Consider the following 20,588-nt stretch of genomic DNA (forward strand, 5'->3'; position numbering starts at 1 on the left):
TGGTAAGATGCTTGTAGTGGCTCATAGCTAGATTCCTTTCATGATTGTTTTCGCAAACATCATTTTACAGGAATCCAGCTATGGGTCCTTTTTTTAGTCACTGTTGCACTTAAATTGTAAATTCAAGTATTATTAACTAATAATAGAACGGAGATATTTCTATGAATTTGGGTATAGTTTATTATGGCGATGTTATTTATATAGCCATAATGTTTTTGTTAGCTTTTGCAATTATTGGCGGAATAGTTTGGATTTTAATTAAACTGGGAAGTAAGGAAAAATCTGGTTAGAACTAGATTTAATCTTTTAGTGTGTGTTATAGCTACCCTAAAAATGTTGTATTTTCACGAGGATTGATACCAACCGATGGTTCTAAAGACATTGTTATGACGGATAAAATGCTATTAACCAATTTTGGACATTCCCAAACTCTTGAATATTACAAAGATCCCATTGACGGCCAGGACTACTTTTGGGTTGCAATGAACAACAAAAATACCCCATCATCTGATGAATATTGGGCTACCCAAATTGGAAAGATTCAGTTTGTGGCTAACCAAACCTGGGATTATACCCAAGCACCACGATTGACGAACTTAGTGGCAGCAAACTTTACCGGTAAAGCACCATTTTCGATTGCGCGTGCTGATGGCGCGCTATCATCAACACCAACCGCTAGCCGGACTAACGATGGGAAACAACGGCTAATGTTTATGACCAGTAATGCTACTGATGACACAGGTAGTTATCAATTATCGGCCTACAACGTAGATACGATTAGCGCAAAACTACATGCATCTGCTTCTGGAACTGTCTCATGTGCTGATCTTACAAGTAATCTTGTTAGTGCACACGTTTTTAAACCAGGTACTTTGGAAGTTCCTAATAAATCATGGCAAGGATTAGAGTTTGCGGATGATAATGCTGTGTATATTTCTGGTGGTCATACAGGAATGAAGCCAAAAATTATGAAAGGTAACTGGCAATTCACCAAGGAGCAAACCGTTAGTTTTTCCGGTATTGATGACATCACAGACGTTGAAACTGAAGGAATCCAACAAAAAGGAAATAAAATTTTTGTTGGTCTTGAGTTTCATCACAGCAATGCGGACCCACACCGCGTCTATTCAATTAGCAAGTCTAATTTTAAGTTTTAGTACTACAAACAGGTTCATATGATAAGCCCCTAAAATGAATCAGGCTCCGTCAAATTTTGGATAAACTTTGACGGAGCCTGATTTTTACGTTACACAAACAAAGCGACCTATAACACTTATATCCCTGGTCGCTATTTATTCCGGGATTGCAATGGTAAATCCAGGAGCTTCATCATCGATAAGACGGTGAGGATTGTTATAATAATAAATACCGATTTGATATCGGCTCAATGCATTCCGTTTTGTTTGACTATAACTTTTATCTAAACCATCTTTGATTAACTTAAATCTAGTGTTATCAGAGATATTTGGCTTGTAAAATCGCTTATTAAAATACCTTTGGACTACTGGAAATTCAAGAATGTTTTTGTAGCCATCAACTGTCGGGCTATTCCAATCCCAAGGGCTGGCTCCGTTAGAAGCTTTGGTAAGCTTGATTGATAATTGAGTATTAGGAAACAGCTTTAAAACTTCGCGGGTCAGTTTTTGCGATGGTGATTTTTTAATGTAATTTAAATATTCAGTGTCGGTATTGAAATAACGATAATTGATATTATTGAGTTGTTTATAGTTGGGATTAACACCTGGGGTTAGATAACCATGCCAAACAATCCCCCGTAATTTACTGCCATCATTACCATTGGGCGTGATTCCTTGAATATAGTAATAAACCGATCTTTTTGAATTGTGGGACAAGATCACGCTTTTGCCATAATATCGCCAACTGTAATTTTTATAATTACGTAAGTTAGCTTTAGCTTTCGTATGTGTCCCGTTCCAAAGATAAGCATTCTTGGAATTATTAGCTAAGTGATATGCTACGCTGGCATTACTACCAGTCATTTTTTTGACTACTGTATACCCTGAGTCAGCACTAGTGCTAATCATTGTTGTAGCAAACCCAGTGAGCAGGCTTGGAATTAATAGCATCAAGAATTTTATTTGTTTTTGTATGTTAATCCATTTTTTATTCATTTTAAATCTCCCCTCAATAACCACATTATCTAATAGCTAGGAGCAGTTTGAAAAAATTTATTAATCGATAAAACAACTAAGACAAAATCGAAAAAGTGGTGAATTTAAAATTCAATTAATATAATTAAGACAAAAATCATTGGCGTTTATTGGCTTCTTGGGCCACTCCTTGTAAGTTAGATACGAAAATAATTAAAACTCCAAGTTCATGAAGCGTCACATAACTTTAAAAAAGGAAAAACCGTTAATTATCTCTTAAAACCTGTCTCACATATTGACTACAATCCATTCTCAGGTATTGCAGTACTTCACTCATGGTGCTAACGCAACCCCGTATTTCTGGATTGCTATTAGGGGATCCCAAACCAATAAGGATAATGCGGATTCTAAAAAACCAGATTTAACTTACTGGCCTACTCAATTAGCAAGAGTTCAATATTCATCAGGGACAACGCTAGAATATACTCAAGCAACTCGCTTAATCAGTCTTCGGTATGCGAGTAATAAGGGAACATCAATTGGTAGCGTCTTACGAGTAGAAGGGGCGTTATCCAGCGATAAGTCCAAATTGCTTATCATGACAATCAATACCGATAGTCCACGAAAAGCAAGCTTTACAGAATATGATAACGAGGAATTGAACAACGCGTTGGATCAGGTTGCTGGAACTTCTAATCCTTCTCTAGGGTGTGAAACAAAAGTCGTGAAAGATGCTAGCACCGGGAAAAAGTTAAAACCAGGATTCATTAGCCAGAGTGTCTTTTCACTGTCTTATTACGGATCAATCCAAGGAACGGAATTAGCTGATAACGATGCAGTTTATTTATCAGCTAGTAAAACCGGAAAAGACGGCATTGCTTTGAGCAGAGTGAACTGGAACACAACTTCACCAATTCATAAAAAAGTTGATAACTCAAATTGGGTATCTGGTCAAACAGAAGGCGAAGCAATTCAATTGTCAGGTGATAATGTACTCATTGGAATTACAATGTATCCGGGAGCATCAGTTGAGAACCGAATCTACCGATTCCCTAAGTCTGCGTTTAACTAACCTAAAAAGCAGCAACTCACAAATTAGAGCTAAAGTGAGTTGTTGCTTTTTCGTGTGTTAACTTAGTGGCTTAGCTACCGTTACACCAGCATAATAACCGTCGTCATATGAAAGAACGCCACCGGTTTGCCGATTACTTTCGTAATAGATGCCAATTTGATAGTCATTCAAAGCTGACCGCTTTTGTTGGTTATATCCATGCGCATCGAAAGCTGTTTTAATTGCAGTTAGTTTTTGATTAGCAGAAGTTACTTTCCCGCGGGGATTGTAAAAGGCATAGTTGGCATCTTTAACGATAAGTACATCCGAAAATTTCTTTTGAAAGTCAGTTAAAGTTGATCCATAAGCCGTTAATTTTGACAAATTCAATGAAAGTTGGGCATTAGGAAATAAATGCAAAACTTTCCGGCTCAAGTTTTGCGAAGGTGATTGATTAATATAACGCTGATAGTCCTTGTCACTTAGAAAATAGTTAATGTCAAGGCCATTCCAAACCTTATAATTAGGGTTATACCCCTGCTTTAAATAGCCTCGCCAAACATACCCATAAAGATTGGGTGTCCCGTGGGGAGTCATACCTGCTACGTAGTAATAAACAGCAGATTTATTATTTTTCCGCATAATAACTGTCTTCGCACGTGTCCAAAAAGAGTTAGGATAGTTTTTGAGGTTGTGTAGCCGTTTTGTGTGTTTAGCATTCCAAAGATAAGTATTTTGCTTAGGATTCTTGGCGTGGAATGGCGTACTGCTAGTATAGTATTTTGTTTTCACAATTTGGTAATTACTGCTGGCCTGTAAATTATAATAGTTTGTAATTGTAAAAAGTAAAGATACCGTAAGTACTAATAGACCGATTCTGGTCCATTTCATAAAAACACCTCCTATCGTTTATCTTTATTATACTATATCGTGAAGACAGGGTAATCACATCAGGATTCGAAGTTGATTCACACAACCAGTTATTCCCGGATTAAAAACCGTTCAACGAAGTACCGGAAAAATGATAACAAATAGGGTTACTTTCAACCGAATAACGTTAAAACAGCCCCTCTAATCTATCGAATAGATTTGATGGGCTGTTTTAACAACGTTTCCAAGGGACGATAACTTAATATGGACCCTATTCTTAAAAGTTGTGAACGAGACAATCAAATATATTGTGGCCTTTAGTTTGTTCTTTTTCTGAAGGATGGTTTTAAAATAAACGCACAAATAGTTCCAAACATTAGAAAAATCATAAAAACTATTTTTCCAATTATTTCACCAGTTATGAACACTAAGTTTTGGGAAGAGATATTAATACTTTTTTCAAAAAAGACTAGCTCCGATATGCATACTATCAGAGTTACTCCAGTAACTAATAAAATTTTTAGAATCATTTTTTTGAAGGATATTATGCCCCAATCAGGATAAGTTATAACCACAACAACCGAACAAATTAACATAACAATCGGAAATATAAATTTAATATTATTAAATAGCCCAAAATATCTTAGATACGACAAAAAAGTAAATAAACAATTGACCTCGTATACAATAAAGAATACTTTGTTAAGTCTGTTATTACGAGAGTTTTGCTCTTTATAATGATCAAGCATATTCTCATCGTTTAATAAGTCATCTAACGAAATACCATATAACTTACTTAGTTTAACTAAACTACTGATATCTGGGAAACTACGATGGTTTTCCCATCCAGAAATAGTCTTTCTAGATAAATCAAGATATGTAGCAACATCTTTTTGCGTTAAATTTTTTTCTTCTCTAAGAATTTTTAATTTCTCGGAAATTTCCATATTTGTTCTCCTAGTATTATTGCCAAAAAATTAGAAACGCATCACAAAAAACATTTTATCACAATCCTATAATATCAGTGTTTGTTGCGGGTCTTAAAATCATAGCTTGTTTTTGTAATAGGTTGACCGTTTAATAATATTAAACAGGAGGGATATATATGGGTAAAAGCTTGAGAAATATTACTATTGAAAAGTTAACAAAATTTATTGGAAGCAAATCCAAAAAGCAGTTGCTTGTGGACAGTGGATTCTTGAATTTGCTTTCGTCTATAAAGTCTAATTATGTATAGATTAAGGATCAAAATAACCTAACGTCAACGAGTAAACTTAATAAAAAAGAGACTATATTTAACATGACTATATAGTAATTTAAATACGAAGGACAGGAGAAAACTATGAAAAAAATATTACATCCAACCACAAATAACATATATATATGGGGATTGCTTGACTGCCTCTGTTTAGCATCTATTGCAATATTAGGCCCTCTTAAAATTATAGGGAATGGTCAGAATGGAATAATAAGCAAAACTATTCTATATACTTACTTGCTGATTTTTTTGATAAGCATTTTTAAATCTATAGCAGGTATAGTATTCAATCAAAAATACACAGATGGCGGAATTCTAAGTGTTGTATTTTTAGAGTTATGTTTTTCTCCGTTAATTGTACTGATGGCACTAAGCACCTGGTAAAAATACCGGTCTCTGCACTTAATTAGTTATTGACTTTATGTAAATGAATTCTGATATACCATTCGTATATTTGATCATAATATAATGTGATGACTTGTGGAGTAACCGAATATGAATAGATATGATATTTAGTAAGGGTTTTAGGTTAATCTTTAACTGTTAATTCAAGTTCAACATCACTATTTAAAAGTCGACTAGTCCAGAATATTCTGCTCTGGTGGACTTTTATTTAATCAGGTGCTTTTTTATTATTTTTAGTGTTTATGGCATATTCCAAAAAACTAAAAATGAAAAAATTTGCATCAGCAAGGATAATACAAACACTACAATTAAAAACGCATCTGGTTTTTGTGTTGAAATAGTAGAACAATAATCCAAACTAGTGAAATAACAAAAAATAACAAACTCGTAAGTGACAACGCCAACACTCCCTTTCGGATCAACTAGAATAATAGACCAATAAGTTTACAGGTACAACTGCATAAAAGGAAAATTAACTTTTTAAGCATATTATTTTTTGCCGTGTTTCAAACCAACGTGATGTCATTTGTAAACTCAGAAACTCATTAGTAATTAAGCCTACTATAGTTCTGAATTTTTAAGTTTAGATATTAGCTAGAGAATCATCATTAGAGATATAGCATATCTTGAATGTACCGTTTTAATTCTGTGTAGGTTTTGTCCAAATTTTTATGGTACTCTCCACCAAAGTCTGTGCGACCAATTCATGTGTGGTAGACCCCCTTTAAAATAAGTGCTTACTTAAAATTAAAAAACAATTAACCACCTGTTGAGACGGTTTATATATGGATCTTTCGGTCTATACTTGAATAAAAAGTTAAGGGAGGTGGTTGTATTGCCAACTACAAGTTTGGTATTTTTTGTTATTTCATTGGCTTGGATTATCGTAAGAATATGTCAGCATAAAAAGCCGGATGCGTTTTTACTTTTAGTATTTATCTTGTCTGCACTCATGCAAGCTGCAGAAATCATGACTTTCTTGAACATGCCATATTAATAGCAATGGTAATCCAATAAAAGCAGCTTTTAAGTCATGAGCTTAAAAACTGCTTGGTCAAACTATTATGATCTCCACCACTTCTCTTGCGCCGTCTGGATAAATGCCAATCTCAATATGAACGGCTTCTTTGTTTCTTCAATCTATATTAAAGAAACATTCAATCATTAATCACGATATAGTCACATATTTATCAGATAGTAATATTATCACCAAATGGGTACATAATTCTTATTAATTCATGTTGTTATTTGAAATTTTTAGTATTAATAGAATGGGCGTGATAGTAATGCGGTTTGTTTATATTGATTATAATGGGTGGTTCGATTTCCAACCATTATCAGCACTGATATAGTGCAGTTTTTTGGCGATTATTACATTTTCCACTTACCAGATAAAAATAAGCAACGTTAAAAAAATGTATTTGGGTCAATGGAACATCATACATACGAGAAGGTGGCAATAACATGGAGAAAGCAAAGCAAAAAGGGATATGGATTAGTGCAGCTGCTATCTTATTACTATGCCTTTTGAATTTTGGAATTACAATAAACCGTTTGACACCCAGCAATCACAGTCTAACTCGAATTGCTAACCAACATCATCAAAAACTTAACAATCATTGGACGGTCACTAAAGTTGATCGAGAAGGTGATTTAATTTTGATGGGAACCACTAAGACCAGGCTAATTGTGCAGTTTCTACAAAAAAACGCTTTTTATTACAGAGCATTAGTTACTAGAACATACTTATTAAATACGCTGCGCTACCGAACAACTTATGATTTAATGCCGATTAAAAGAGCAAACTATTTTGTTTATGGTAAATTAAATCGGAATCGTGCGGTCCCAACAATTAATCATCGTCCAACTTCTAGCTTGGCAGTCGGAAAAGCACAGATTTGGTATGGATTAGAATCGCATAAGTTAAACCAAACTTTGCGGTTTCGGTGATTGTTCAATTAGTAAATTCAGTTTGAAATTTAGGCAGGCAAATAGGTTCGTGTGATAAGTGAACCGCCCCGTAATTGCTAGACAAATCTAACGATTATAGGGTGCTTTTGTTTACTATCATAATAAAAAACAAGGTTAATCAAGATAAGTGTATAATCCAAATTTGGCGCTTAAAGTAACTCATTAAGCTGAATGGGGTATCGAGTACAAACAAAAGAACTCCTAGTATATGAAATCAGAATTTTTGTTGTTCCGTGTCCAACATACTAGGTGTATCTTCGATAGTCTCAACACAGAGAACTTTTTTGTAATTTCAGCACTAGTTATGTAGTTTGATGATGGCTAGTATATCTAATTGCTAGTTTGCGGCCGAGATACATAATTCCGTTTACTATTGAGTAGTTAATCTTAAATTGAAGTATCAAAGCAAAAGGGAGTAGTAAAAATAGGGAGTCAGAAATTCTAATTGAAAATATTACTATCAAATTTAACCCCATGGTAATAAATAAGGATGCGATAATAATCGTCCAGTTTTGAGCCTTTGTAATTCTGGTCGCGAAGGTATGTTTGTTATCTTCTTTTATCTGGGAAAAAGTGGATTCTATTTTGCTTAAAAATTTGCTCATTAAAGACATCTCCTTCATCATTTTGTCTTAAAGAACTTACATCAATGTTGTCTGTCATCCATAGTGTAAGTTTTAATCTTAGCAAGTCAAGATTCATTCATGTTACATAGCATAAATATTTTCTTCATTTAAATAAGTGAAAATCTGTCTCGCGTATTGCCTACAATCCACCGTATGAATCATTCTTTAATGATACGTAGTACTTAATTTGACAATTCAAGATTCAAAAAACGATTGCATTCTCAAAGAGAAAGATGCAACCGCTTTTTGATAGTGAATCAGTTTTCTGTATACCACTTGATCTACCTAAAATCTTTAATGAAGATAATACGTTGCTTCATAAGCAAAGGAGGTAATCATTTGGGACTTGTTAGCTTGTATAAACTATCAATTTTTGTAATTTACAAGTACAATATGCAGAATGTCATTATAGCTACCACAACAGGTAACCAATATTCAGATAACCAGTTCCAGATACCCTCAATCGATGGGTTTTCGTTTACTGATTTAGATTTGTCTGCCGTAATTTCTTTTGTACCAAACACCAATTCATTCAAATCAACGCTTAGTGCTTCAGTCAGTTTAAGCAGTGTATTTAAATCTGGGACGGCTTCTCCTCGTTCCCATTTTGAAATCGATTGCCGGGTAACGAAAACTTTGCTGGCTAAATCGGTTTGCGACAATTGTTCCTTTTTCCTTAATTTGGTTAGTTGAGAACTAAATTTATTATCCATTTGGCAATCTCACCTTTCTAATTCAAAAAAATTATAATCTGGTAGTATTTGAGAGTAAAGCAATCGTTGAAACAAAGGTGTTAAGGGTGAGTTGCAATTGCGCAATTAAAATTAACAACGGTTAAAAAGATGACGTTACCGCAATAATAAAGCAGACCACTCCCACGCCTAAAGCAAACCAGAAGAGACGAGTAGCTTTTCCTATCTTTATACGAATGATCATTGAAATTAGTCCGACCAATAGACTTACTGACGTAAAAAGTAACATTATATTCATGGCTGTTATATTCTCTCCCTCAGTTGGATACTTATATGTATAGTTTTATTCAATGGTATATTATGCAATAATAAGATGAAATTTTAATGACGTTTTTCCTATTTAGATATGAAATATTGGTAAACTTACAGAACGTAACAGAAAGTAAAGAGGACAAACTATGTATATCGCAGCTAAAAATCGGTACCAAAATATGGTCTACAACCGGGTGGGGAACAGTGGTCTCAAGGTGTCTGCCTTGGCACTTGGATTATGGCACAACTTTGGTAGTGTGGACTCGTTTGAAAATCAAAAGGCAATCGTCAGACGGGCGTTCGACAACGGAATCACCTACTTTGATTTGACTAATAACTACGGTCCCGTTCCTGGTAGTGCCGAAGAGAATTTCGGTAAGATTTTGAAAACTGAAATGAAACCGTACCGGGATGAATTGGTTATTGCTTCCAAGGCGGGTTACGAAATGTGGGATGGCCCTTACGGTAACTGGGCATCAAAGAAGAGCATCATTGCGAGTGCTGATCAGAGTTTGCAACGACTGGGATTAGACTATGTCGATATTTTTTATTCCCACCGACCTGATCTAGAAACGCCAATTGAGGAAACTGCTCGGGCTCTTAATCAGTTGGTGACCCAAGGGAAGGCCCTCTATATTGGGATTTCTAACTATAACGGGGCTCAGACCAAGGCCATTGCTAAGGTTTTTGATGACTTAGGAACCCCGTTTATCATTTCGCAACCCCGATATAATATGTTCAACCGAGGGATTGAAAGTGACTTATTGCCAGTTATCAAGCAGGAAAAAAAGGCCGTTGTGAGTTTCAGCTCCTTGGCTCAAGGATTGCTGACTGATAAGTATTTGAACGGAATTCCGGCTGATTCGCGGGCCAAGAAGAGTACCAGTCCGTTTTTAAGCGATGATCAAGTTGAGCAAACGTTAGCAACGGTAAAGAAGCTAAATGAAGTGGCCAAAAGCCGAAACCAGACGTTGGCTGAAATGGCGATTGCTTGGAACCTACGGGAACCAGAGGTGGTCAGCACACTGATTGGTGCTAGTCGGCCAGAACAAATCGATGACAACGTTAAGGCGTTAGCCAATTTAGATTTTAGTGAGTCCGAACTGGCTGAAATCGACAAGATTCTGAGTGAACAAAATACCATTAAGTGGTAAATATTAAATTCTAGCCGGTGGTTTTCCGTTGAATGTTTGACGGAACCCCGGTTTTCTATTGCCATCAAATCAGCTATGATATGAGTAAAGCAAAAAAGATGGGAGCGTCATAATGGAATACCGAGTTGAGTCAGACACGATTGGAGAAGTTAAAATTCCCAAGGAAGCCCTTTGGGGACCGCAAACTGAGAGGAGTAGGCACAATTTTCAGGCGGGACCAGAAATGCCTTTGGAATTGATCAAGGCATTACTAAGAATTAAACGGGATGCTGCGAAAACTAATCTGAAGTTGGCTAATTTAGATAGTGAAAAGGCGGAGCTGATTGTGGCAGCTGTTGACGCACTATTGAGTCAAGATGACGACCAATTACGGCAAGAATTTCCCCTGAAGGTCTACCAGACTGGTTCAGGAACTCAGACCAACATGAACGTCAATGAAGTCGTTGCTAACATGGCCAAACGGTTGAATCCTCAAATTGAGATTTTACCAAACGATGATGTAAACCGGGGGCAAAGCTCCAACGATGTCTTCCCAACGGCAATGAACATTACTGCCCATCACGCGGTAATCCAATTGATTGATGCGGTTGAAGAATTAAGGACCGAATTGAGTAACAAAGAAAGTGAGTTTGCGACAACCGTAAAGATTGGTCGGACTCACTTGCAGGACGCCACTCCCTTGACGTTTGGTCAGGAAATTAGTGGCTGGATTGCGATGCTAGATCATGACATCAAGTTCTTGACCCAGCTAAACGACAGCTTAAGGTTTTTGGCAATCGGTGGGACTGCGGTTGGAACGGGGCTTAATGCGGTGCCTGGATTTGCGTCTGGAATTAGTGAGCTGCTCTCCGAAGATTACGATGCTGATTTTTCTGCGGAAACTAATAAGTTTGCGGGGTTAGCCGCGCATTCGGAACTGAATGTGGTCCATGGAGCAGTGAAGACGTTAGCTGCTGACTTGATGAAAATCGCTAACGATATTCGGTTCCTAGCTAGTGGTCCCAGGGCGGGCTACGGTGAGTTGCACATTCCAGCTAACGAACCTGGTTCATCGATCATGCCCGGTAAGGTCAACCCAACGCAGGCGGAAGCTCTAACAATGGCCGCTACCAAGGTGATGGGAAATGACGTCACTATTGACATTGCGGCTAGTCAGGGTAACTTTGAAATGAATGTTTACAAGCCGGTGATTATCCAGACATTCTTGGAGTCGACGGACTTGCTGACGAAGACCAGCGCTAGTTTTGCAACTAACCTAGTCGCAGGGATGACGGTTAATCCCACTAGAATGAGGGAGTTGGTGGACAATTCATTGATGACGGTTACCGCATTGTCACCCCACATCGGCTACCATGATAGTGCCAAAATTGCCCAGACTGCGGAAAAAGAAGGACTGACTTTGAAGCAGGCGGCTTTGCAATCCGGATTAGTCACCGAAGCCCAGTTTGATGTTTGGGTCGATCCGCTAAAAATGACAAACGCACAGAAAGAGGACAAATGAGATGCACAAGGAACTAAGAGCTATTGATGAATACGTGCAGTCTGAACTGGGGTACGAAACGTCGGGGCACGATTATACCCATATCAAACGAGTGGTGCGGTTGAGTGAGCGCCTCCTTGAAGGTGAACAAGCCGACGAAGAGTTAGTACTGGTCGCTGCGTACCTTCACGATGTGAGTGACGACAAGGTGACGACTGACCCCGCCAAGAAACGGCAAGCTATGAAGGATAAGTTGACAGAATTGGGTTATTCTGATGAATTCACTACCAAGGTGTTTGAAATCATCGATAATATGTCTTTCAGCGCCAATTTACAGGGAAAACACCACCTCAGTATCGAAGGACAAATCGTTCAGGACGCTGACCGCCTAGATGCAATTGGGGCGATTGGAATTGCCAGAACTTTTTACTTTGGCGGCCACTTTGGCGAAATCATGTACGATCCTCGAATCATGCCCAGACAAGAAATGGACAAGAGCGAGTACCGCAAACGGAATACGGTGGTCAATCACTTCTATGAGAAGTTGTTGAAATTGAAGGACCAGATGAATACCGAAACCGCAAAAAAAATCGCCGCAAATCGCCAGCAGGTGATGCTAGCGTTTCTCGACGAATTTTATGATGAGTGGAACGGCAAAAAGTAGTTAAACAATGCGAATTACTAGGTTTAATAGCACCGATATTCCGCAATTTAGGGTTAGAACTTCGGCTAAAATCAAAGTGGCTCGCTCTAAAATTGCAAACACAGAATTGAAGTCACTGAGAAGACTGATCAGCAATGTCAACACGACGAGGGCAATAATCAGCGGAGCAAGGCCAATCTTACTGTTAGCATAATCGGCACTACTGAGATCAAAGCCGCCAATGCAGATGTTAGCGGTCAGCAGGATGAAAATAATCAGCTTGCCGATGGTGAGACCACTCCATTCAATGGCCAACGGACTGCCAGAGAGAATACTGGCAGTGACTGGATTGGCGACGGTGGGGATGAGCCAGTGGCCAAGCAAAATAATCGTGATTGAGCAGGCAAACGTTGGGGCTAACCCAATTAGAAAGTTGCCTGCTTTTTGGTACCAGTTTGAATTATTCCACGAGTGATTAACGTAGCCGAGGGATGTGTCCACATTATTTGGAAATTTGATTAGTCTAAAGCCGTCAATTTTATGGCCAAACACCAGTGCTGTCAGCAGGTGGGCGGTTTCGTGAATAATAATCCCAATACACCCTAACCACAGCTGAGCATTCATTCCAAACCTGGTCGCAACCATCCGTTTGGTGTTGCGATTAATCAGCGTAAGAATTATGGTATAGATAAAAGGCACCAGCAAAAGAAGTGCCAGTACCAGCAAAATGTTTTTAATGAGTATCGTCAGCATTATCTTCCTTTATGTCGGCGAAATCCGCCTTAACGAGTTCGGCTAACTGAGTAGCGTCAAGTTTGACTGACCGACCGATTTGGCCAGATGAAACGATGATTTGGCCCATCTCCTTGGCCTCTTGATCGATATAGATTGGGTAGTGGAATTTCTCCCAGATTCCAACCGGGGTGTTGGCCCCGTGCTCATAACCGGTTGTTTTCAGTAGGTCTTTGAGCGGTACCATGCCGACCTTTTTGTTGCCGGAAGCCTTGGCGAGTTTTTTATAACTTAAATGCTCGTCAACTGGCAGGACACCAACCAATGGGCCAGTGTTGTTACCAGTGAGGACGAGCGTCTTGTAAATCGTGTGCTCGTCTTGGCCGATATGGTCAACGCTGAGTTGGGCCACGTCGCCTTCTTGGTGGGTTGGAAATTCCATTTGTTCAAACGGAACTTTGTTTTTATCAAGGATTTGCTCAACTAATGTTTTGTGAGCTTTTTTCTGTTTTTTCTTAGACATTTTGCAACACCTCGCATTTTATTTTACCATTCTGCGGGGTAATTACATATGGTTTCAAATTGATAATCTGGTATACTTTATCAATAGAATTTAATTTGGACGATGTACAGAGGGGTAACGATGGCTGATTTAGTTTATCGAAATATTATGAAGGATCTTAAGAAACGAATTCATGCTAATGAGTTTGAGACGAAGAGGCTGCCTGATGAACGAAGCTTAAGTGAAGCATACGGGGTGAGTCGAAGCTCTATAAAACGGGCGCTAAATGTGCTTGCCAACCAGGGCATTATCTTTAAAAAACGTGGGTCTGGAACATTTATCAACCCCCTGTATCAAAAGAACAGGTCGATTTTTCAGTATGAGGGGTCAAACTTGGGGGTCACTGATAGTTTTAAGAGTGACGGGAAAATTCCCAAGATCAAGCTGCTTGATTTCAAAGTGATTCCGGCTAGTGAAGAACTACAAACGGAACTGTTTTTGAATCCGGGCGAGTTTGTTTACCAAATTGAGCGACTGCGGACGTTTGATGACAAACCGTTCATGATTGAGATGGGCTTTATCCCAATTAGAGTGGCCCCTGAACTATCAAGCGAAGTTGTCGAAGGCTCGATTTTTAATTCGTTTGAAGAAAAGACTGGTAGGGCAGTAACTAAGTCATTTATGTCGATCAAGGCCGAACCGTCAACGGAAGAGGACCGTGAGTTGCTGAAGTTGAAGGACGTGGAGCCGGTTGGCGTGATGGAAGGGATTTTCTTCCTAGATGATGGGACCCCGTTTGAGGTTTCGAATATGCGATTGCATTACAAATATCTGAATTACAATACGTTTGTGGATTTGGATGAGAATAATTAGGGGGAGTGAGACCCTTTTGGGAATCACCGACTTTTATAATGACCACACTTACAAGTGATGTTGGGCTTGTAGGTGTGGTCATTTTTTTAAACTGAAATTAAGGTACATAGATTTAAAGTAAGATAAAAGATTTTTTGAATGTGGGCGAGGTAATTGACAGCAAAACTGTGTCGTCAAGTGGTCATTAAAAAGCAATCCATATCAGCAGTGGCGGTCGGACAGAAAGCATACGAAGATGCTTTCGGTGTCCCAGCGATTTTTAATCCGTATTCCTACAAGTAGCTAACCTTGTTATTTACTCAACTATCAGTATGTTGAAAAAAGATTAATTTTTATATTTGAAATCAGAATAAATCAATCTAAACAACACAGAAGTGCCCTTGAGTATAGAAGTGAGTTGATATTTAAGACTATGCTGCCAAGTAGTCATTAAAGACCAATCCATATCAGCAGTGAAATTATCCTTAGTGGTTTACCACTTAGGATAAGGCTAGTATTTAAGACTTTTGTTCTTTAAAAGGCTTAAATCTATGCCCACTGCGTTCCATATGGATTGGTAAAAATGACTACTTGATTTTAATCTATGCCCACTGCGTTCCATATGGATTGGTAAAAATGACTACTTGATTTTAATCTATGCCCACTGCATTCCATATGGATTGGCAAAAATAACTACTTAATAATAGAGTGTCCAAATCAATATCATGCTGAGAGAGTGATTATTTAACGATTTTTATTATTTAAAATTATTGGACCGTATCAATTTTTTAAAGGTTGACTTTTTCATTTTTTGGACTATTATTGGTGGTGTAAATTTGATTAATCATTTGATTGATGATTTTTACGGGTATTCAAATGCACAATAATGCTAAAACTTAGAAGGAGTGTTTAATTCATGGCTGTAGATTACGATTCCAAAGAATATTTGGAACTTGTTGACAAGTACTGGCGTGCTGCTAACTATATTTCAGTAGGTCAACTATACTTGCGTAAGAACCCATTGTTGAAAGAACCATTGAAGGCTGAAGACGTTAAAGTTAAGCCTATTGGTCACTGGGGAACTATCGTTTCTCAGAACTTCATCTATGCTCAATTAGACCGTGCTATTAATAAGTACGACTTGAACATGTTCTATATCGAAGGTTCCGGTCACGGTGGTCAAGTTATGGTTTCTAACTCATATCTTGATGGTTCATACTCAGAAATTTACCCTAACATCAGTCAGGGTGAAGAGGGTATGGCTAGATTGTTCAAGCAATTCTCATTCCCTGGTGGAGTTGCTTCACATGCTGCCCCTGAAACCCCAGGTTCAATCCACGAAGGTGGAGAACTTGGCTACTCACTTTCACACGGTGTTGGTGCTATCTTTGATAACCCCGACGTTATTGCTGCTGTTGAAATTGGTGATGGTGAATCTGAAACTGGCCCATTGGCTGCATCATGGTTCTCAGATAAATTCATCAACCCAATCACTGATGGTGCTGTTTTGCCAATCATCAACATGAACGGTGCTAAGATTTCTAACCCAACAATTCTTTCACGTATGAGCGATGAAGAATTGAAGGAATACTTCGGTGGTATGGGCTGGAAGGCTTACATTGTCGCTTGCGATGCTGATACTGATCACATGAAGGTCAGCGAAGAATTCGCTAAGACTTTGGATACTGTTATCGAAGAAATCAAGTCCATTCAAAAGAATGCTCGTGAAAATGAAACTCCTGACAATGTTAAATTGCCACATTGGCCAATGATTATCTTCCGTTCACCTAAAGGTTGGACTGGTCCTAAGAAGGATCTTAATGGTGACCCAATCGAAGGTTCATTCCGTGCTCACCAAATTCCAATTCCTGTTGACGCAAACGACATGGAACATGCAGACATGCTTGTTGACTGGATGAAGTCATACAAGCCTGAAGAATTGTTCAATGATGATGGTGTCTTGAAGGATGAAATTCGTGCCGTTGCTCCTAAGGGCGACAAGCGGATGTCAGTCAACCCAATCACTAATGGTGGTATCAACCCTAAGCCATTAGTTCTTCCTAACGTTAAGGACTTTGAAGTTAAGTTCAAGGCTCGTGGTACTGAAGAGAAGCAAGATATGGTTGTCTGGTCAGACTGGTTGAACGAAGTTGCACAACTCAACCCAACTAGTTTCCGTGGCTTCGGTCCTGATGAATCTAAGTCAAACCGTTTGTACTCACTTTTGGATAACCAGAAGCGTCAATGGATGGAAGATATTCACCCAACCTTTGATGAAAACATGGCAAACAGTGGTCGAGTTATTGATTCACAACTTTCAGAACACCAAGCAGAAGGTTGGCTTGAAGGTTATGTATTGACTGGTCGTCATGGGTTCTTCGCAACATACGAATCATTCGGACGAGTTGTTGACTCAATGTTGACTCAACACTTCAAGTGGTTACGTAAAGCTGCTGAACAAACTTGGAGAAACAAGTACCCATCATTGAACTTTGTTGATACTTCAACTGTATTCCAACAAGATCACAATGGTTACACTCACCAAGATCCAGGTATGCTTACTCACTTGGCTGAAAAGAAGCCAGAATTTATTCGTGAATACTTGCCAGCTGATGCTAACTCATTGTTAGCTGTTGGTAATGTTGCATTTGCTTCACAAGAAAAGATCAACTTGATTGTTACTTCAAAGCACCCACGTTTGCAATGGTACTCAATGGAAGAAGCAACTAACTTGGTTAACAACGGTCTTGGCTACATTGACTGGGCATCTACTGATCAAGGTCAAGAACCAGACGTTGTCTTCGCTGCTGCTGGTAGTGAACCTAACCTTGAAGCACTTGCTGCTATTTCAATCTTGAATAAAGAATTCCCAGAAATGAAGATTCGTTACATCAACGTTGTTGATTTATTGAGACTTCGTTCACCTAAGGTTGACCCTCGTGGTTTGAGTGATGAAGAATTTGACAACTTGTTCACTACTGACAAGCCTGTTATCTTCGCATTCCACGGCTTCGAAGGTTTGATCAAAGATATCTTCTTTGATCGTCACAACCACAACCTTCACGTACATGGTTATCGTGAAAACGGTGATATCACTACTCCATTCGACATGCGGGTATTGAACCAACTTGATCGTTTCGATCTTGCTAAGGAAGCCGTTCAAGATATTCCATCATACGCTGTTAAGGGTAGCTACTTCGTTCAACGTATGAATGACACTATTGATAAGCACAATGCTTACATTCGTGAAGTTGGTACTGACTTACCAGAAGTTACAAGCTGGAAGTGGGAAGGACTTAACAAATAATCTTTGATTATGAGTTAATCTTTTAAACTTAAAATAATGGAACCCCCAATGAGATTAATTTCTCATTGGGGGTTCTTTTTTTACACAGTTGCTTTTGAATTTAAATTAAGAAACTCAGCAAGTTCACTGATGGCCACTGTTTTGATAGCGGGGCTGCCAATTCGTTTGAGGTAAACCAAATTGATTGTACCGTCATGGGCTTTCTTGTCGTTCTTAATTTTATCTAGAATGTCCTCAGCTGAAAAGTTAGGTAGTTCAGTAGGTAACCCAACTGTGGTAAGACGCTCAAATAATTCTGATTCGATGGTGGTTGGTGCTAATGAATGGTCTGAAAAGACCTTGCAAATGGCTAACATGCCAATACTAACGGCCTCACCATGTCTTAGTTTACCGTCACTTAGGGCTTCAACCGCATGACCAATGGTGTGGCCAAAGTTAAGGACTTGACGAAGAGAACCTTCATGTTCGTCGGCTTCAACTACCTCAGCTTTGTACTTGATGGACAATTCACTGAGTTGCTCTGCGTTATCCAGGATATCTGCCGGTGAATTGATATGTTTTACTAGTTTCCAAATATCATGATCGGTCAGTCCGGCGACTTTGACAACTTCACCATATCCCTCAACTAGATCTCGCTGTGACAGAGTTTTCAAGGTATTGGGGTCAATAATTACCAAATCAGGCTGGTAGAAAGCACCAATGATGTTTTTAATGGTCCCAAGGTCCACGGCGGTCTTGCCACCAACTGAGCTATCTACTTGAGCGAGGAGTGAGGTTGGAATTTGAATCAAACTGATTCCGCGCATGAATGATGCCGCCAGAAACCCTGCTAGATCACCAGTTACACCACCGCCAAGGGCGATAACGCCATCATCTCGATTAAATCCATCAGCAGCCATTTGCTGAGCAAGATTTTCTAGAACAGTAAGTGATTTTGATTGCTCGCCAGCCGGAAAATGATAACAAATAGTGTTAAACCCAGCATGATTTAGTGAGTCAGCAACTTGTGATTGGTACAAGGGAGCCACATTATCGTCGCTAATGAGAGCAGCTTTTCTGGTTTCCCAGACAGAAGCCACCATTTCACCAACTGATGACAGTAATCCCCTGCCAATTTTGACTTTGTACGGGTGGTTTGCGGTGTTAACGTTAATTAATTCCATTATGCAGTCACCTCAGCTTTTTTGGTTGGCTTTACTAGTGACCGAATGGCTGTTGCTTGGTTAGCCATTTCAAGGAACTGGTCTGGGGTCAAAGCTTGAGCACCATCTGAAAAAGCATGGGCTGGATCATCATGAATTTCAACCACGAGACCACTGGCACCAATTGCAACCCCGGCGAGTGCTTCCTTAGTCACAAATTCAGTGTGACCGGCAGCGTGGCTAGGGTCAACGATGACTGGGTAGTGGGATAGTTTTTGGAGAACGGGAACTGCGCCAACATCAAGGGTGTTTCTGGTGTACTTATTATCAAAAGTTCTAATTCCACGCTCAGCAATCATAATTTGGGTGTTACCACCAGCAGCTATGTACTCAGCAGCATTTAATATGTCGTCGATTGTAGCTGACATTCCCCGTTTCAACATTACCGGAATTTTGGTCTTACCAACAGCTTTGAGCAGGGAGAAGTTCTGCATATTACGAGCACCAATCTGAAAAATATCGGTGTACTTGCCGACCATTTCGACGTGATCTTCGTCCATAACTTCAGTCAATACATCCAGACCAAACTCATCTGCAGCTTGGCGGAGAAATTGAAGACCTGGTTCACCTAGGCCTTGGAATGAGTATGGTGAAGTCCTTGGTTTGAAGGCACCACCCCGAAGAACGGTTGCCCCACCGGCCTTGGCCACTTCTGCCATTTTCCGAACGTGGGCCAGTGATTCGACTGAACAGGGACCTGCCATCATGGTGAAGTTGTCACCACCGATTGTGCTATGCGGGGTTTGGATAATTGTGTCCTCTGGGTGGAAAGCTCGACTTCCTTGAACTGAGGCTGGGTGATTTTCAATTATTTGCGCAGCTGCGTCAAGTTCAACTTTATTGAGTGCATCTCGGTCCGCTCCCTGAATGGCGATGCGATTGTCGTGAACGAAGACCTCGGTGTGATCCCCAAAACGGTTTGTAATTTCTGAAATAACGGCTTCTTTACCTGGCTTAATAACAATAATCATAGTGAATTCCTCTTTTCATTTTTTTAAAATAAAACCCACAGCGGTAGATTTGCTGTGGGGGAATTGAGAATAAAAAATGGCCCCACAGCTTGGATGCTTACTGTGTGACCAAAATAATCATGCTATAATTGGCCGCACGAGTTTTAGACAGTGTCCTCAACTCGTACGTTGATGACACTATCTCGACCAATAATAATATTGAACTAAATTACAAAAGTTAGTTTGCATGATTAGAATCTCCTGAATAAGTTTTAATTTAATTGTTATGAATTCTAATCCCTAAAACTAGTGGTGTCAACCCAGAAAAAATATTTTTTAATCAGAATTGACTTTTTCTAATTTTAACTGTATCTTAGATTCAACTTTTAAATAGTTACCCACTAAACCAATGAGGTGGAGATCAAGGTTAGGATGACCGCACAGAGAGTCGCAGATGCTGAGATGCGACC

18 protein-coding genes and 1 other annotated feature (1 of these 19 running past the window's edge) are annotated in these 20,588 nt (G+C 39.1%); of the genes, 10 read left to right on the forward strand and 8 right to left on the reverse strand.

Annotation, left to right across the window (positions count from 1 at the left end):
- Positions 1–353 precede the first annotated feature (353 nt).
- Positions 354–1,157 carry a helveticin J family class III bacteriocin gene (locus tag QOW94_RS06010; protein ID WP_283679359.1) on the forward strand — a complete coding sequence of 268 codons (804 nt, stop codon included), beginning with the start codon at positions 354–356 and terminating at the stop codon, positions 1,155–1,157.
- A 135-nt stretch (positions 1,158–1,292) separates the two neighbouring features.
- Here QOW94_RS06010 and QOW94_RS06015 read toward each other — a convergent pair whose 3' ends face one another.
- Positions 1,293–2,132, reverse strand: coding sequence for a hypothetical protein (locus QOW94_RS06015; protein WP_283679360.1), 840 nt, complete (start codon positions 2,130–2,132; stop codon positions 1,293–1,295).
- 274 nt (positions 2,133–2,406) lie between these two features.
- Between QOW94_RS06015 and QOW94_RS06020 the strand changes: the two genes are divergently transcribed.
- On the forward strand, positions 2,407–3,183 hold the full coding sequence (locus QOW94_RS06020) for a helveticin J family class III bacteriocin (protein ID WP_283679361.1): 777 nt from the start codon (positions 2,407–2,409) through the stop codon (positions 3,181–3,183).
- Between the two features lie 57 nt (positions 3,184–3,240).
- Here the strand turns inward: QOW94_RS06020 and QOW94_RS06025 are convergent, their stop codons facing one another.
- The gene (locus QOW94_RS06025) at positions 3,241–4,053 is read right to left on the reverse strand and encodes a hypothetical protein (RefSeq protein ID WP_283679362.1); all 813 of its coding nucleotides are present in this window, start codon (positions 4,051–4,053) and stop codon (positions 3,241–3,243) included.
- 296 nt (positions 4,054–4,349) lie between these two features.
- A complete protein-coding gene (locus QOW94_RS06030) occupies positions 4,350–4,979 on the reverse strand; it encodes a helix-turn-helix domain-containing protein (protein ID WP_283679363.1) in 630 nt (209 codons plus the stop codon).
- 395 nt (positions 4,980–5,374) lie between these two features.
- Here QOW94_RS06030 and QOW94_RS06035 point away from each other — a divergent pair, with 395 nt between their 5' ends.
- The 3 genes from QOW94_RS06035 (at position 5,375) to QOW94_RS06045 (ending at position 7,645) form a co-directional block, all read left to right on the forward strand.
- The gene (locus tag QOW94_RS06035; RefSeq protein WP_283679364.1) at positions 5,375–5,674 is read left to right on the forward strand and encodes a hypothetical protein; all 300 of its coding nucleotides are present in this window, start codon (positions 5,375–5,377) and stop codon (positions 5,672–5,674) included.
- A gap of 856 nt (positions 5,675–6,530) precedes the next feature.
- A complete protein-coding gene (locus QOW94_RS06040; protein WP_283679365.1) occupies positions 6,531–6,692 on the forward strand; it encodes a hypothetical protein in 162 nt (53 codons plus the stop codon).
- 467 nt (positions 6,693–7,159) lie between these two features.
- The gene (locus tag QOW94_RS06045) at positions 7,160–7,645 is read left to right on the forward strand and encodes a hypothetical protein (RefSeq protein WP_283679366.1); all 486 of its coding nucleotides are present in this window, start codon (positions 7,160–7,162) and stop codon (positions 7,643–7,645) included.
- Positions 7,646–8,672: 1,027 nt separating this feature from the next.
- Here QOW94_RS06045 and QOW94_RS06050 read toward each other — a convergent pair.
- A complete protein-coding gene (locus tag QOW94_RS06050) occupies positions 8,673–9,005 on the reverse strand; it encodes a helix-turn-helix domain-containing protein (protein WP_283679367.1) in 333 nt (110 codons plus the stop codon).
- A 437-nt stretch (positions 9,006–9,442) separates the two neighbouring features.
- On the opposite strand from QOW94_RS06050, the gene QOW94_RS06055 reads away from it, so the two are divergent.
- From QOW94_RS06055 to QOW94_RS06065, 3 genes are all read left to right on the forward strand, one after another.
- A complete protein-coding gene (locus QOW94_RS06055; RefSeq protein WP_283679368.1) occupies positions 9,443–10,450 on the forward strand; it encodes an aldo/keto reductase in 1,008 nt (335 codons plus the stop codon).
- A gap of 109 nt (positions 10,451–10,559) precedes the next feature.
- Complete coding sequence (locus QOW94_RS06060) at positions 10,560–11,951, forward strand: class II fumarate hydratase (protein ID WP_283679414.1); 1,392 nt, start codon at positions 10,560–10,562, stop codon at positions 11,949–11,951.
- Position 11,952: 1 nt separating this feature from the next.
- Positions 11,953–12,594: an HD domain-containing protein gene (locus QOW94_RS06065; protein ID WP_283679369.1), complete on the forward strand. Its 642-nt coding sequence runs from the start codon at positions 11,953–11,955 to the stop codon at positions 12,592–12,594.
- Here QOW94_RS06065 and QOW94_RS06070 read toward each other — a convergent pair whose 3' ends face one another.
- Together QOW94_RS06070 and ybaK are read right to left on the reverse strand one after the other, a co-directional pair.
- Positions 12,595–13,326, reverse strand: a complete 732-nt coding sequence (locus QOW94_RS06070) for a hypothetical protein (protein ID WP_283679370.1) — start codon at positions 13,324–13,326, stop codon at positions 12,595–12,597.
- Complete coding sequence (gene ybaK / locus QOW94_RS06075) at positions 13,307–13,828, reverse strand: Cys-tRNA(Pro) deacylase (RefSeq protein WP_283679371.1); 522 nt, start codon at positions 13,826–13,828, stop codon at positions 13,307–13,309. The genes QOW94_RS06070 and ybaK overlap by 20 nt, the downstream gene beginning before the upstream one ends.
- A 120-nt stretch (positions 13,829–13,948) precedes the next feature.
- Between ybaK and QOW94_RS06080 the strand changes: the two genes are divergently transcribed.
- Positions 13,949–14,680 (forward strand): GntR family transcriptional regulator, encoded by a 732-nt coding sequence (locus QOW94_RS06080; RefSeq protein WP_283679372.1) that lies wholly within the window; start codon positions 13,949–13,951, stop codon positions 14,678–14,680.
- Between the two features lie 895 nt (positions 14,681–15,575).
- The gene (locus QOW94_RS06085; protein ID WP_283679373.1) at positions 15,576–17,966 is read left to right on the forward strand and encodes a phosphoketolase family protein; all 2,391 of its coding nucleotides are present in this window, start codon (positions 15,576–15,578) and stop codon (positions 17,964–17,966) included.
- Positions 17,967–18,046: 80 nt separating this feature from the next.
- Here the strand turns inward: QOW94_RS06085 and aroB are convergent, their stop codons facing one another.
- Positions 18,047–19,129, reverse strand: a complete 1,083-nt coding sequence (gene aroB / locus QOW94_RS06090; RefSeq protein ID WP_283679375.1) for a 3-dehydroquinate synthase — start codon at positions 19,127–19,129, stop codon at positions 18,047–18,049.
- A complete protein-coding gene (aroF, locus tag QOW94_RS06095) occupies positions 19,129–20,139 on the reverse strand; it encodes a 3-deoxy-7-phosphoheptulonate synthase (protein ID WP_283679376.1) in 1,011 nt (336 codons plus the stop codon). The genes aroB and aroF overlap by 1 nt, the downstream gene beginning before the upstream one ends.
- 379 nt (positions 20,140–20,518) lie before the next feature.
- Positions 20,519–20,588 (forward strand) — a binding site (T-box leader) (it continues 172 nt past the right edge of the window).

The sequence above is a fragment of the Lentilactobacillus sp. Marseille-Q4993 genome (assembly GCF_951230165.1).
Lineage (GTDB): Bacteria > Bacillota > Bacilli > Lactobacillales > Lactobacillaceae > Lentilactobacillus.

Bases quoted from the DNA above. Each gene is read 5' to 3' on its own strand.
- QOW94_RS06015 (WP_283679360.1), bottom strand. From the start codon at position 2,132: ATGAATAAAAAATGGATTAACATACAAAAACAAATAAAATTCTTGATG.
- QOW94_RS06025 (WP_283679362.1), bottom strand. From the start codon at position 4,053: ATGAAATGGACCAGAATCGGTCTATTAGTACTTACGGTATCTTTACTT.
- QOW94_RS06030 (WP_283679363.1), bottom strand. From the start codon at position 4,979: ATGGAAATTTCCGAGAAATTAAAAATTCTTAGAGAAGAAAAAAATTTA.
- QOW94_RS06035 (WP_283679364.1), top strand. From the start codon at position 5,375: ATGAAAAAAATATTACATCCAACCACAAATAACATATATATATGGGGA.
- QOW94_RS06045 (WP_283679366.1), top strand. From the start codon at position 7,160: ATGGAGAAAGCAAAGCAAAAAGGGATATGGATTAGTGCAGCTGCTATC.
- QOW94_RS06050 (WP_283679367.1), bottom strand. From the start codon at position 9,005: ATGGATAATAAATTTAGTTCTCAACTAACCAAATTAAGGAAAAAGGAA.
- QOW94_RS06055 (WP_283679368.1), top strand. From the start codon at position 9,443: ATGTATATCGCAGCTAAAAATCGGTACCAAAATATGGTCTACAACCGG.
- QOW94_RS06065 (WP_283679369.1), top strand. From the start codon at position 11,953: ATGCACAAGGAACTAAGAGCTATTGATGAATACGTGCAGTCTGAACTG.
- QOW94_RS06070 (WP_283679370.1), bottom strand. From the start codon at position 13,326: ATGCTGACGATACTCATTAAAAACATTTTGCTGGTACTGGCACTTCTT.
- ybaK (WP_283679371.1), bottom strand. From the start codon at position 13,828: ATGTCTAAGAAAAAACAGAAAAAAGCTCACAAAACATTAGTTGAGCAA.
- QOW94_RS06080 (WP_283679372.1), top strand. From the start codon at position 13,949: ATGGCTGATTTAGTTTATCGAAATATTATGAAGGATCTTAAGAAACGA.
- QOW94_RS06085 (WP_283679373.1), top strand. From the start codon at position 15,576: ATGGCTGTAGATTACGATTCCAAAGAATATTTGGAACTTGTTGACAAG.
- aroB (WP_283679375.1), bottom strand. From the start codon at position 19,129: ATGGAATTAATTAACGTTAACACCGCAAACCACCCGTACAAAGTCAAA.
- aroF (WP_283679376.1), bottom strand. From the start codon at position 20,139: ATGATTATTGTTATTAAGCCAGGTAAAGAAGCCGTTATTTCAGAAATT.